We start from the raw sequence: 12,883 nt of genomic DNA, 5'->3' as shown, positions 1-12,883 counted from the left end.
GCTAAAGCTTAAATTTTTCGTACCTTTGAAAATCTTTGCGTTTTCAAACGTAAGGGCACAAAATTAGGAGAATTTCAAAAAGGATTCTTAATGTCAAAAATAAAATATTACTACGACACCGAGACTTGCAAATATGAGCGTATCAAGGTCAGAAAACGCGATGTTGTCATCAATGCTCTCGGTTTTATTTCATTATCTGTGGTTTTGGCAGTTGGCATTGTTGTTATACTCAGCCAATATTTCGATTCACCGAAAGAAGTAGCGCTTCGCGAAGAAAATGAAGAGCTAAAGCTTTATTACGACTTGATGCAAGAACAGGTAGACAACATGGATAAAATGTTGGGTGTTCTTCAAGAAAAGGATGATAACGTTTATCGTGTGGTTTTCGAAGCTGAGCCCATCCCCGAAACAGTTAGAGAAGCAGGAACAGGAGGCGCGCTACGTTACAGAGAATTACTGGAAAGCGACTTAGAGAATAAAAACCTCGTAGTTAACACCTTAGAGAAGATTGATAAAGTAAAAAAGAAGATGTACATCCAAACCAAATCTTATGATGAAATCATGGATTTAGCCTTGGATAAAGAAGAATTCTATGCTTCAATGCCTGCCATTCAACCGGTATCAAATAAGGAATTAAGAAGGCTTTCTTCTGGTTTTGGCATGCGAACTGACCCTATTTTAAAGGTGAAGAAAATGCATTACGGAACAGACTTTTCCGCAGAACAAGGCACGCCAATTTATGCTACTGGAGACGCGACAGTTAAACGCGCTACCAAAAGTTTTACGGGTTTCGGTAATCATGTGGTTTTAGATCATGGATTTGGTTATGAAACACTTTATGGTCACATGAGCCGTTTCATTGTTAAGCCAGGTCAGAAGGTGAAGCGTGGTGAAATTATTGGTTATGTAGGAAATTCCGGAAAATCAACCGCCCCTCACTGCCATTACGAAGTTCACATCAATGGTGTAGCCAAAGACCCGGTGAACTATTTCTATAAAGACTTGAATCCAGAAGAGTACGAAGAGATCCTAAGGCTTTCTTCAATCGAAAACCAGTCTTTGGCTACTTATTCTAACCGTTAATTCATTTATGAAATTGACTAAAATCACGGCTCTTTTGAGCCTTATTTTGCTATGCTCTTTGGCTAATGGCCAAACTCTACGATTAAAAGCAGTTGGCGATATTATGCTAGGCTCTAACACCCCTCGCCCTGCCCTTCCACGTGGTAATGGAGAGGTGTTTGCTGATTCTATTGCCATCTATTTGGACAGCGCAGATGTGACTTTTGGAAACTTAGAAGGCGTATTTGTTACTAAGGATATCAAACCACAAAAGTGCAGTGCCGCATCGAGAGAAGCCGGCAGATGTTATGAATTTGGCATGCCCGATAAACTCGCTCCTGCCCTTAAGGATATGCACTTTTCGGTGTTGAGCATGGACAACAATCACAACTCTGACTATGGAGATGAAGGCGTTCTTTACACCAAAAAAACTTTGGATGGCATTGGCATTGACTATGCAGCCAAAATGAAGCCTATCATCATAGAAGTGGATGGTAAAAAAATTGGCGTTGCGGCTTTTGGTCATTCTGGCAATTCTTATCGCGTTTCAGATTTGGCTACTGCAAAGCGCGTAATCACTGAACTCAACGAAAAATGTGATTTAGTTATGGTTTCCTTCCATGGTGGAGCCGAAGGAAAAACAGCTCAGCATGTTAAAGACACCACAGAAATGTTTTATGGTGAGAATCGTGGCAACTTGGTTCAGTTTACACATACTGTAATTGATGCAGGTGCTGATGTGGTAATTGGCCATGGTCCACACGTTTTAAGAGCTATCGACATCTATAACAACAAGCTCATTGTATACTCTCTTGGCAATTTCTTAACTCATGGAAATGTGAATATCAGAGACGTAATGGGGCAAGCAGCCATTATGGACATTGAATTAGATAAAGAAACGGGAGATTTTGTGAGTGGCAAAATCATTCCAACCAAGCAAGTTGGGCGTGGTATTCCCGTTTATGATGCTTCTGGCCGTTCAATTCAAATCATCAAAAACTTGTCTGAAACGGATTTTCCTGAGTTAGCATTAAGCATTAGTTCCGAAGGAATTCTAAGCCTTAAACAATAAGGAATTTGTGATATGGAGCTTTCTCCAAAAAAGCTTATTATACATTACTTTTGAAAGCATAGCATTTCCACCTAACTTAAAGTAATTCTTTTACTTTTGCTTATAACACACTGATATGCCCTACAAAGAGAAACCCATAGAAAAGAAATATTTCACCATTGGCGAAGTCGCAAAAGAGTTAGGTGTAGCTACTTCACTGATTAGGTTTTGGGAAACTCAGTTCGATTTTATCAGTCCGAAAAAAAATAAAAAAGGCAACAGAAAGTATACTCAGGAAGACCTTAAAAAACTCAAGCTGGTTTATCATTTGGTAAAAGAGAGAGGTTTCACTTTACAAGGAGCACATGAGCATATTAAAGCTCATAAAGATGGCATTGAAACGGAAACCGAAATGATTGCTTCGCTGAAAAAGATCAGAGACTTTTTAGAAGAAATGAAAAACAGGTTGCCATGACCGAAGACAAGTTGTATCAAGTTGCGCTTTCGTTGGTTCCCAAAGTTGGCCCTACCCTTTCAAGGCAATTGATCAACTACTTTTCAACCCCACAAAACATTTTCAATACGCCCAAAGGCAAATTAGCCAAGGTGCCCGGAGTTGGTGAAAAGCTTGCTTCTCTTATCCCTAACCAGAAAGAACTTTTAGTCAAGGCAGAAGGAATACTAGAGAGTTCAATTAAGAAAAGCATTTCCGTTCATTTCTATAAAGAAGAAAACTTCCCTAAGCGATTGGTAAGCATTAGTGATGCCCCAATTGTGCTTTATAGTCGAGGCAACATCGATTTAAACCCTAAGCGGAGTATTGGTATTGTAGGCACGAGAAAAGCTACTAAATACGGCCTCAACATTACAGAAGAAATCATTAGGGAAATCAAGCCACATAAAGCCTCCATCATTTCAGGCTTGGCCTATGGCATTGATGTAAAAGCTCACCAATCTTCGCTTCAAGAAAACACACCAACCATAGCCGCGATGGCTTGTGGTTTAGATAGAATTTACCCTTCAGGAAATAGAAGCACTGCTGAGAAAATGTTGGAACAAGGTGGTTTGATTAGCGAATATCCTATTGGAACCGAAGCCGATCCTAGATTTTTTCCTGCCAGAAATAGAATAATTGCGGCAATGTCAGATGCTGTCATTGTTGTTGAAGCGGCTAAAAAGGGAGGCGCATTGATTACAGCCGATATTGCAGACAGCTACAATCTTCCTGTTTTTGCTGTGCCCGGAGAATTAGGCAAAACCTATTCCGAAGGTTGCAATTGGTTGATTAAATCTATGAAAGCGCAAATATTCACTTCATTCAGAGATGTAGTAGAAGTGCTTAATTGGGACGTTCATGCAACGGCCATTACTCAAAAGCCAGAGCTTAAGTACCAAAATCTTGAAGGCACTGAAAAACAAGTTGTCGAGGTACTTTTAAAGAACGGCCAGCAAATGCATATCGACCAATTATGCTGGCAAAGCGAACTTACTATGTCAGCTTTGGCCTCTATTCTACTTCAACTGGAATTTGCTGGCTACATCAAGCCCTTGCCGGGCAAAGAATACCGTCTGCTTTAACTATTGCTAATTTCTTCCCAAAGTATAACCACCTTTTTCCAACAGGTTGTAAACCAAATTGTGAATATTAGGACGCACATTCAAATCGTAAATCTTGCTATTGTAACGTGTCGGATGCACTCTATTTGAAAGAAAGACAAATAGCAATCCATTGGCAGGATCGGCCCAAACTAACGTGCCAGTGTAGCCTGTATGACCGAAACTTTCGGAGCTAGCTTTTTGCGCTACACTACTGGCAGAAAAACTATAGTTGATCAATGGCTTATCGAAACCCAGGCCTCTCCTATTGCCCGTTTCGCAAAACTGACATTTTGTGAATTCCTTAATCGTTTCAGGGCTCAAGTATTGCTGGCCGTCATAAATACCACCATTCATCAGCATTTGATAAACCTTGGCTAAATCTCGAGCATCAGAAAACAAGCCAGCATTGCCTGAAACGCCCAACATCATAGCCGCACCTTCATCGTGTACCACACCATGAAGCGTTTCCATTCTAAAGAAAGTATCGACTTCCGTGGGCACAATTCTTTCTAAAGGAAACTTCTCTCCAGCCTTAAACCCCAATGTTTCAGCACCTAAAGGAGTATAGAATTCATCATACAGAAATTGATCAAATGCCTTTCCAGATTCACGCTCAACTAATTCAGGAAAAAGATAGAAAGGTAAACCAGAATACAAATATTCCTTCTTATCGCTGACCTTACTGCGTTTGATCATCTTGTAGATTTTCTTCACTTTGAAGTCCTTATATAAGTACAATGGAGCATCTGAGATGCGGTAAGGAAACTTTCGGGAAGAATCAGACTTCACTGTATTCCATTTGTAATGACCGTTCTTACGTTGAGATTCAGACCAATATGGGATCCAAGCTTTTAAGCCAGCCTGATGAGCCAAAACATCTCTAATTGGTAAATCAGCTTTGTCGCCCTTTGCTATTTTGGGAAAGTAGTCACCAAAAGTCTTATTTAGGTCGAACTTACCTTCATCGTGAAGCTTCATGAGTGCCAAAGTAGCCGCTGTTGTTTTGGTAACCGAAGCTAAATCGTAAAGATCCGTATTCTGAACGGGTCTTTCATTGGCATATGTATGATAACCAAAGGATTTCTCGTAAAAGACGATACCGTCTTTAGCAATCAAAATTTGGCAGCCTGGAAAAGCTCCAGAATCCAAAGCTTGTTGAATGATTGAACTAATACCAGCCTCAAGCGCAGCACTATTAATTCCAACTTCTTCAGGCTTTCCATCGATTAGTTTATCGCTGATTCGTTCGAACTTTCGTTGAGGCAACTCCTTGGATTGAAACTGGGCTGACAGATTCAGAGACAGCAATAATAGCAGAAGGAAGAAAGGCTTGAAAAAATTAGTCATAAGCGAAGATACTAAGGCTAACGATAGCTACAAATGAAATTAAAGGGCACTTAAACTGTCCTTCAGCAATGCCATATGTTTTGTGTTTTCTCCGAAAGTTACTCGAGATCGATTAAAAGGATTTGTAAAACTTTTGATTAGCAAACCATCTCCTTTAGCCAAAACCACTATTTCATACCCCAAACTTCCTTTAAAGAAGTTTCGTGCTCTAAAATGCAGAGACATTGTGAGTTTTAAATTCTACTCTCCAAGCTTCTTGATTTGCTAAATTTAGGAGTGCCTTAAAAGCTTCTGATCTTTTGCCAGAAACATGCACTTTCTCCATTTTCAATCTGCTTCTTTGAAATAAAAAGACTAACAATGCTAGCGACAAAAAGCCAAGCATCAACCAAAGCAAGTCGATTGGAAATGCTAACGGTTTGCCAAGAATGATTTGTTTGAGAGGAATAATCAATCCAATTACCAATGTTGGTACAGCTAGAAAAATGGAAGGCGCAAAGTACATCAAGCCAAGCACGCCCTTTAAACACACTCTTTCCCTTTCAATAGATTTATCAAAATCGATGGCACTCATTAAGCGTATTTCGGAAATAAGTCATTGGCCATTATTAGGCTCTCTTTCAATGCTTGTTGGTTCAATCCCAACGACTCATTTTCACTTTGTAAAAAGTGAAGTAAAACTTCAGTGGCAATATTCCCGGTAAGATCATCTTTAGCCATTGGGCAACCTCCAAACCCTTTGAGAGCTGAATCAAATCTTCTACAGCCAGCCTGATATGCTGCTTCAATTTTTTCATTCGCTTTTAATGGGGTAGAATGGAAATGAGCACCAATTTCGGTAGTTGGGTATGCGGTTATGCTATTTTTAAATATTTCTTTAATCAACTGTGAATCAGCTACTCCTATAGTATCTGCTAAACTAATAATTTCAATATCGATATCGAGAAGTTTCTCTATAAACTCTGCCACAACACCAACATCATATGGCTCATTATATGGATTTCCGAAGCCCATAGAAATATAAGTAACCAGCACTTTTCTATTCTTTAAACATAGATTTTGAATTTCTTTCAATTGATCTAAAGCTTCTTGAATCGACTTGTTAGTGTTTCTTTTTTGAAAGGTTTCAGAGATGGAAAGTGGAAAACCCAAATAGGTGATTTCATCAAATTTCACAGCGTCCTCCGCTCCTCTTAAGTTAGCTACAATGGCCAAAAGCTTGGAGCGGCTACTTGATAAATCCAGTTGGTTAAGCACCTCTGCCGTATCCTTCAATTGAGGAATGGCTTTGGGTGAAACAAAGCTGCCAAAGTCAATGGTATCAAAACCAACTTTCAGCAATTGATTCAAATAATCAACCTTTATTTCGGTAGGAATAAACTCATGCAGGCCTTGCATGGCATCCCTCGGACATTCCACAATCTTCATAATTTCCTCCTTTTCTGGTTTTCGAGTTAAGACTTTTGAATTGAAAAATAAAGCCTTTCTACATTAAGCTTTTTAAGGCTTACTTCTTCCGTAGAAAACCCTGAACAAAAGTTTGAGAAGTTGTAGCGGATTCACTTCCTCCTTCAGGCTCTAATGTTACCACAAACGAATCAACAACTCCCGTAATCTCCTTTAGAGCTTGCACTTTTCTATTACAATCAAAAACACCAACATTTTCAGCCGTGCCTTCATTCACTGCCCACAATTGATATTGATAGCCTGATGGCGGTTTGGGCAATTCATCTGCACAAATTGAAACCTGTTGAGTTTCGTTATTCCAGAAAACGCTTGCCATGGCCTTGGGATGTCCATCAAGGCCTTCTAAACGAATGTGCGTATTATTTTGATTGAGCAAGTGAGAAATTCTAACGCTATCGGTTTGATATGACTGTTGCACGTTTTCAAAGCTTGATGAAAGTCTACTATTGTCTTCCAAAACGCCTTGAATACTTTGCCTGCTCTGTTCTAGTTGAAAGAAAAGGTAAATATTTAAAATAATGCTGAAGACAAAACCTGCTACAATCCATTTGATCCAGCTAGGCAAGAACCTTAAATTTCGAAGCGCAAGCTCATCGTTTGATTCCAAAATTCTGAGAAAATCTTCTCGCTCATCTTCTCGAATGTGATTTGAAAATGTTTCAGGAATTGTTCTTTCAGAATCCCCTCGCCTCATCGCGACTGTTTCCAATTCCTTTTTCAGAATATCTAAATGTGCTTTAACTTCTGGGTAAAGAGCCACAATCCTTTCCACTTCAAGCTCTTGTTCTTTATCAAGCTTTCGCGCCAAATACGACTCTAAAATTCCAGACGCTATATACTCCTTTACATTCATTCCCTATGTCTGACCTTTTCTCTTCAAAAAACTCACCCCAGCTGCTTTGCTCTAAAAATTGACACGGAAAGCCAAGTTGAGGAATTAAAATATGTTGAGCTTCAATTCTTCAACAGACTTCAAATGCAAATGTTTGAAAATCTTTCCAATCAATGAAAAAAGCGATCAAAATCTGACACAGATTCTCCTCACGCTTATGATCCGTATGATTCAAGTGCAAATTGATTTAAAATCCATTCAGCTGATGTCTCAATTCAAGCCGAATAGGTTATTTTGCCATCATGGATTTGAACGCGCTGAAATCTTCGCTTGAAGGAGAGTTATTTACCGATAATACGACCAGACGACTTTACGCTACAGACGCTTCGGCATATCGGGAATTACCAAAAGCTGTTGCCGTGCCCACAGGCAAAGAAGACCTCGTGAAGTTGGTGAACTACGCAAGAGAAAATAAAACATCGATCATTCCAAGAACTGCCGGAACTTCATTGGCAGGTCAAGTGGTGGGCAATGGCATTGTGGTAGATATTTCGAAGCATTTTCATCAAATCCTAGAAGTTAATGCTGAAGAAGGTTATGCTTGGGTAGAACCAGGCATTGTTCGCGATGATTTAAACAAGCACCTTGCTCCTCACGGATTTTTCTTTGCGCCAGAAACGTCTACTGCCAACCGTGCTATGATTGGCGGAATGATTGGCAACAATTCCTGCGGAAGTAACTCTGTGGTTTATGGCAGCACCCGTGAACATCTGCTCGAAGTAAAAACCATTTTGGCCGATGGAACCGAAGCTTGGTTTGGTCCCGTAGATAGTGGAGCTTTTTTAGATCGATGCAATGGCCTTTCGACATCGGGTCTGCTCCATAATCAGGTTTATTTTGAAACCCGAGAAATGCTCAAAAAACCTGAGCACCAAAAATCCATTGTTGAAGGCTTTCCTAAAGCTGACATTCCTCGAAGAAATACAGGTTACGCGCTCGATATGTTGCTACGCCACCAGCCATTCAACACTGACGGAACTGATTTCAATTTCTGCTCTCTGATTGCTGGTTCTGAAGGCACTTTATGCTTGGTTACAGCAGCAAAAATCAAACTTACTCCCCTTCCTCCCAATCACAAACAATTGGTTTGCATCCATTCTGAAACCATAGACGATTCATTAAAAGCTAACTTAATAGCACTTAAATACGGACCATCGGCTTGCGAATTGATGGATCACTACATTTTGGAAGCGACCAAGAGAAATGCCATGTATAAGGCAAATCGATTTTTTGTAGAAGGCGATCCTCAAGCCATTTTGGTGGTAGAATTAAATGGTGAAACTGAAGCTGAAACCAACCTTAAAGTAGAAAAGCTGATAGCCGATTTAAAAAGCTCTAATCACGGGTATGCGTACCCGATTGTAAAAGGAGAAGAAATCAAGCTAGTTTGGAACTTACGTAAAGCAGGTTTAGGCTTATTATCCAACATTCCTGGAGATGCTAAACCAGCACCCGTCATTGAAGATACCGCTGTTGATGTAAAGGATTTGCCAGCTTACATTGCTGAGTTCAACGAAATTCTGAAGGAAAACGGGCTCTATTCGGTCCATTATGCACATGCTGGTTCAGGAGAGCTTCACTTGCGTCCCATTCTCAACCTTAAAACAGCCGAAGGTCAAAGGCTTTTCAGAAAAATTGCAGAAGACATTGCCACTTTGGTAAAGAAATATAAAGGATCGCTTTCTGGCGAACATGGCGATGGCAGACTTAGAGGTGAATTTATTCCTCAAATGCTGGGTGAAGAAAATTATGAGTTGGTAAAGCAGATGAAACGCATTTGGGACCCAGAAAACATTTTCAACCCTAGCAAAATCGTAGACACTCCGCCTATGGATACCTTTCTCCGGTATGAGAAAGATCAAGAAACGCCAGAATTCAACACAACTTTAGATTTTAGTGAGCACGATGGCGTTTTACGTGCCGCAGAACTTTGTAATGGCTCGGGCGATTGTCGAAAAACTGAATTAAGCGGAGGAACAATGTGCCCGAGCTACATGGCTACTCGCAATGAGAAGGACACTACTCGAGCTAGGGCTAATATGCTTCGCGAAATGCTCACCCGATCCAAAGAAAGCAATCCATTTGCGAGCGAAGAAATAAAAGAAGTCATGGACTTATGCCTTTCTTGTAAAGGCTGTACTTCGGAGTGCCCTTCCAATGTAGACATGGCCAAACTGAAAGCAGAATGGCAACATCAATATTATAAAACCAACGGAATTCCATTCAGAACCAAACAAATCGCACATTTCTCCAAAAGCATGAAATTGGCGAGCAAGGCACCTTGGGCTTATCGTTTTGTTTTCGGAAATAAAGTTACTAGCAATTTAGCAAAGTCAGTTGCAGGTTTCGCTAAGGAAAGAAGTATGCCTGAACTTGCATCTCAACCATTAGAGAATTGGCTTAGAAAATCTTTTACCGCTACCAAATCCCAACGAAAGGTCTATTTCTTCTGCGATGAATTCACCAATTATAACGATGTAGAAATTGGTAAAACTACCGTTCAATTGTTGGACAAACTTGGCTATGAAGTCTTATTTGTGACTCATAAAGATTCGGGACGACCTCAACTTTCGAAAGGACTTTTGGATGAAGCCAAGCTTTTAGCTGAAGCCAATGTGAAAATCTTTAGCGAACTCGTTTCCGAAAAAGTACCTTTAATTGGAGTTGAACCATCTGCCATTCTCACTTTTCGTGATGAATACATAAGTCTCACCAGAGGTTCTGTGCAAGAAAAAGCCAAACAATTGGCCAAATACGTATTCACGATTGAAGAGTTTCTTGCTCGAGAAATGGACAAAGGAAACATTGCTTCAGACCAATTCAGCGAAACAAAAAAGCTGATCAAAGTTCATGGCCATTGTCATCAAAAATCGCTTTCCTCAATGGTTCCCACCAAGAAAATTCTTTCATTACCTAAAAACTATGACGTTCATATGATTCCATCAGGATGTTGTGGTATGGCTGGCTCTTTCGGCTATGAAAAGGAGCATTTTGATGTTTCGATGAAAATCGGAGAATTAGTACTCTTTCCAACGGTCCGACAGCAACCCGAAGAAGTTATTATTGCTGCTGCGGGGACCAGTTGTCGCCATCAAATTAAAGATGGCACGGGAAGAAAGTCACTTCACCCAGTTGAAATTTTATGGGAAGCCATTCAATAACTTATCACTAAACTTTCAACCATGTTAAAGTCAACCCAACAATTGCTGGAATACCTTCGTGAAGGTGGAAATTCACATTTTCTTGCTTCAGCTTTTGCCGATAGCATTATACAAAATGGAGATGTTTCTGATGCTTCAGAGATTCTTGAATGGCTGAAGACTTCTCCAGAACACACTTTAGCCACCAGCCTGTTTCCTATCATCTCGCATTTAGGGAACCCAATTATAGCTAATGGTTTCTACCAACTGTATTTTAATGATCAGAAGCTTAAGTTCAAAAACACGGAAGAAGCACTTGAAGTAGTTGGGAAGCTTCGGCTAGAAGAAGCAGAAGCAGCTTTGCATTTCTATGCATTTGAAAGTGAAAACCATTACCTCAATAAATATGCGGTGTTCGGCTTGCTACACTTCGATTGTACAAATATTCAGGATAGGATTTTAACAGAAATCGAAAATTGCTATGATAGAAATTTATTCCCTGAGTTCACCCCAGCTTTGGTTTGTAAGCTAGAGGAAAGAACCAATGAATTAGAAAAACTATACGAACTGGGTGACGAAATATGCTCCACTGATTGCAACGCTGGTATTATTTTAGGCTTTTCCCTCTGTGGAAATGAAGGTCTTCCCTACTTCAAAAATGCAATCAAATCTCCAAACTGGGAAGCTGACAGTTCCGCCACCGGAACAGCAAGAATAGTCTATTCTGGCTTAAAAAATTTGGGACTTACTATTACTTATCTATTTCATGAAGCGCTTGAACTCAGTGATGTTAATGAACAAAAACAGCTTCTTTGGACCATTTTCTCAATGATTGAGCTCAAAACTCAAGACTTCTCACAACAAAACGAAAGCTTTCTATCGCTCTATAAAGAGTTGTTCCAACCCAAACCTGAAGGCACTCAAAATCTCTTCGACTTAGCAGAAAAATTCGAGGTTCTGCAAAGGGTTTACGAATTAGAAAGCCTAATAGAATTCAGAATTCGGGAAGAAATCGGCTAACACATTCGAACTTGAATTTAGGATGAATTACTATTTCATTCTGAAAACAACTATTTTTGCACAATTGGTGTTACCCAATTTCAAAATCAAAAAACATGGCGAAAAGAGTTGTTGTTGGACTTTCAGGAGGTGTTGATTCAAGCGTAACTGCTCACTTATTAGTTGAGCAAGGTTACGAGGTCATCGGCATGTTTATGCGCAATTGGGTTGACGATTCAGTTATTATTTCTGACGAGTGTCCTTGGGTAGAAGATAGTAATGATGCCTTGGCGGTGGCTGAAAAGCTCGGCATTCCCTTCCATGTGATTGACTTAAGTGAGCAATACAAAGAGCGTATTGTTGATTATATGTTCAGGGAATATGAAAATGGAAGAACACCAAATCCGGATATTCTCTGCAATCGCGAAGTCAAATTCGATATTTTCTTAAAAGCAGCTTTGAAGCTAAAAGCCGATTATGTGGCTACTGGGCATTACTGCCAAAAAGAAACGATTGTTGAAAATGGAAAAGAAATTCACAGACTTTTAGCCGGGGCTGACAAAGGCAAGGATCAGAGCTATTTTCTATGTCAATTGAATCAAGAGCAACTGGGTAGAGCTTTGTTTCCGATTGGCCACCTTCAAAAACCAGAAGTTAGAGCCATTGCCAAAGAAGCTGATTTGATTACCGCTGAAAAGAAGGACTTGCAAGGGCTCTGCTTTATCGGGAAAGTACGTTTACCTGACTTTCTTCAACAACAATTGGCACCCAAAAAAGGTGAGATTCGTGAACTGGCAATTGATGCACCCAATTTTCAATCTACTTTAGAGAAACCCGAGTTTACTTCTAAAAAAGAAGAACTCGAATTTCTTTCACAACCATTTGAATACACGCCTACTGATGGAAAAATAGTAGGAGAACATAATGGAGCTCACTATTACACCATTGGCCAAAGAAAGGGTTTGGGTGTTGGAGGAACTCCTGAACCACTTTTCGTAATAGAAAAAGACACGGTGAACAATGTGATTTACACGGGTCAAGGAGAAGAACACCCTGGTTTATTGCGCAAAGGGCTTTTGGTAAAAAAGGAAGATGTGCATTGGGTAAGACCAGATTTAGCGCTTCAGCCGGGAGAGTCGAAAGTTTTCGATGCCAGAATTCGATACAGGCAACCATTAGAAAAAGCTGAGCTTTTTATGGAAGCAGAAGGTTTGTACGTGATTTTCGAAAATCACCAAAAAGGCATTGCTCCAGGCCAATTTGTAGCTTGGTACGATGGTGAAGAGCTGATTGGTTCAGGCGAAATTAACTGATATTAAGACATAA

The 12,883-nt window shown here is 40.0% G+C and carries 12 protein-coding genes; 7 read left to right on the top strand and 5 right to left on the bottom strand.

The annotated features are described in order from the left end of the window. Positions 1 to 90 precede the first annotated feature (90 nt). From ACXACJ_RS06775 to dprA, 4 genes are all read left to right on the top strand, one after another. Positions 91 to 1,083 (top strand): peptidoglycan DD-metalloendopeptidase family protein, encoded by a 993-nt coding sequence (locus tag ACXACJ_RS06775; RefSeq protein WP_475133586.1) that lies wholly within the window; start codon positions 91 to 93, stop codon positions 1,081 to 1,083. A gap of 7 nt (positions 1,084 to 1,090) precedes the next feature. Further along, positions 1,091 to 2,134, top strand: a complete 1,044-nt coding sequence (locus ACXACJ_RS06770; protein WP_475133585.1) for a CapA family protein — start codon at positions 1,091 to 1,093, stop codon at positions 2,132 to 2,134. 115 nt (positions 2,135 to 2,249) lie between these two features. Further along, positions 2,250 to 2,588, top strand: coding sequence for a MerR family transcriptional regulator (locus tag ACXACJ_RS06765; protein ID WP_475133584.1), 339 nt, complete (start codon positions 2,250 to 2,252; stop codon positions 2,586 to 2,588). Beyond that, complete coding sequence (gene dprA / locus ACXACJ_RS06760) at positions 2,585 to 3,691, top strand: DNA-processing protein DprA (RefSeq protein ID WP_475133583.1); 1,107 nt, start codon at positions 2,585 to 2,587, stop codon at positions 3,689 to 3,691. Before ACXACJ_RS06765 ends, dprA begins: the two co-directional genes overlap by 4 nt. Positions 3,692 to 3,697: 6 nt before the next feature. Here dprA and ACXACJ_RS06755 read toward each other — a convergent pair whose 3' ends face one another. From ACXACJ_RS06755 to ACXACJ_RS06735, 5 genes are all read right to left on the bottom strand, one after another. Continuing rightward, positions 3,698 to 5,059 carry a serine hydrolase domain-containing protein gene (locus ACXACJ_RS06755; RefSeq protein WP_475133582.1) on the bottom strand — a complete coding sequence of 454 codons (1,362 nt, stop codon included), beginning with the start codon at positions 5,057 to 5,059 and terminating at the stop codon, positions 3,698 to 3,700. A 39-nt stretch (positions 5,060 to 5,098) separates the two neighbouring features. Further along, complete coding sequence (locus ACXACJ_RS06750; protein WP_475133581.1) at positions 5,099 to 5,284, bottom strand: hypothetical protein; 186 nt, start codon at positions 5,282 to 5,284, stop codon at positions 5,099 to 5,101. Beyond that, a complete protein-coding gene (locus ACXACJ_RS06745) occupies positions 5,268 to 5,633 on the bottom strand; it encodes a hypothetical protein (protein WP_475133580.1) in 366 nt (121 codons plus the stop codon). The genes ACXACJ_RS06750 and ACXACJ_RS06745 overlap by 17 nt, the downstream gene beginning before the upstream one ends. Continuing rightward, positions 5,633 to 6,487, bottom strand: a complete 855-nt coding sequence (locus ACXACJ_RS06740) for a hydroxymethylglutaryl-CoA lyase (RefSeq protein ID WP_475133579.1) — start codon at positions 6,485 to 6,487, stop codon at positions 5,633 to 5,635. The genes ACXACJ_RS06745 and ACXACJ_RS06740 overlap by 1 nt, the downstream gene beginning before the upstream one ends. Positions 6,488 to 6,566: 79 nt before the next feature. Continuing rightward, positions 6,567 to 7,379, bottom strand: coding sequence for an anti-sigma factor domain-containing protein (locus tag ACXACJ_RS06735; RefSeq protein ID WP_475133578.1), 813 nt, complete (start codon positions 7,377 to 7,379; stop codon positions 6,567 to 6,569). A 281-nt stretch (positions 7,380 to 7,660) separates the two neighbouring features. Here ACXACJ_RS06735 and ACXACJ_RS06730 point away from each other — a divergent pair, with 281 nt between their 5' ends. From ACXACJ_RS06730 to mnmA, 3 genes are all read left to right on the top strand, one after another. Continuing rightward, positions 7,661 to 10,579, top strand: a complete 2,919-nt coding sequence (locus ACXACJ_RS06730; RefSeq protein WP_475133577.1) for an FAD-binding and (Fe-S)-binding domain-containing protein — start codon at positions 7,661 to 7,663, stop codon at positions 10,577 to 10,579. 21 nt (positions 10,580 to 10,600) lie between these two features. Next, the gene (locus ACXACJ_RS06725) at positions 10,601 to 11,578 is read left to right on the top strand and encodes a hypothetical protein (protein WP_475133576.1); all 978 of its coding nucleotides are present in this window, start codon (positions 10,601 to 10,603) and stop codon (positions 11,576 to 11,578) included. Between the two features lie 95 nt (positions 11,579 to 11,673). After that, positions 11,674 to 12,870 carry a tRNA 2-thiouridine(34) synthase MnmA gene (gene mnmA / locus ACXACJ_RS06720; RefSeq protein WP_475133575.1) on the top strand — a complete coding sequence of 399 codons (1,197 nt, stop codon included), beginning with the start codon at positions 11,674 to 11,676 and terminating at the stop codon, positions 12,868 to 12,870. Positions 12,871 to 12,883 lie beyond the last annotated feature (13 nt).

Source organism: Roseivirga sp. AWQ4_251, assembly GCF_056158225.1.
This window is presented reverse-complemented; position numbering and strand designations above follow the sequence as displayed.

Bases quoted from the DNA above. Each gene is read 5' to 3' on its own strand.
- mnmA (WP_475133575.1), top strand. From the start codon at position 11,674: ATGGCGAAAAGAGTTGTTGTTGGACTTTCAGGAGGTGTTGATTCAAGC.
- ACXACJ_RS06775 (WP_475133586.1), top strand. From the start codon at position 91: ATGTCAAAAATAAAATATTACTACGACACCGAGACTTGCAAATATGAG.
- ACXACJ_RS06765 (WP_475133584.1), top strand. From the start codon at position 2,250: ATGCCCTACAAAGAGAAACCCATAGAAAAGAAATATTTCACCATTGGC.
- dprA (WP_475133583.1), top strand. From the start codon at position 2,585: ATGACCGAAGACAAGTTGTATCAAGTTGCGCTTTCGTTGGTTCCCAAA.
- ACXACJ_RS06770 (WP_475133585.1), top strand. From the start codon at position 1,091: ATGAAATTGACTAAAATCACGGCTCTTTTGAGCCTTATTTTGCTATGC.
- ACXACJ_RS06725 (WP_475133576.1), top strand. From the start codon at position 10,601: ATGTTAAAGTCAACCCAACAATTGCTGGAATACCTTCGTGAAGGTGGA.
- ACXACJ_RS06755 (WP_475133582.1), bottom strand. From the start codon at position 5,059: ATGACTAATTTTTTCAAGCCTTTCTTCCTTCTGCTATTATTGCTGTCT.
- ACXACJ_RS06750 (WP_475133581.1), bottom strand. From the start codon at position 5,284: ATGTCTCTGCATTTTAGAGCACGAAACTTCTTTAAAGGAAGTTTGGGG.
- ACXACJ_RS06745 (WP_475133580.1), bottom strand. From the start codon at position 5,633: ATGAGTGCCATCGATTTTGATAAATCTATTGAAAGGGAAAGAGTGTGT.
- ACXACJ_RS06740 (WP_475133579.1), bottom strand. From the start codon at position 6,487: ATGAAGATTGTGGAATGTCCGAGGGATGCCATGCAAGGCCTGCATGAG.
- ACXACJ_RS06735 (WP_475133578.1), bottom strand. From the start codon at position 7,379: ATGAATGTAAAGGAGTATATAGCGTCTGGAATTTTAGAGTCGTATTTG.
- ACXACJ_RS06730 (WP_475133577.1), top strand. From the start codon at position 7,661: ATGGATTTGAACGCGCTGAAATCTTCGCTTGAAGGAGAGTTATTTACC.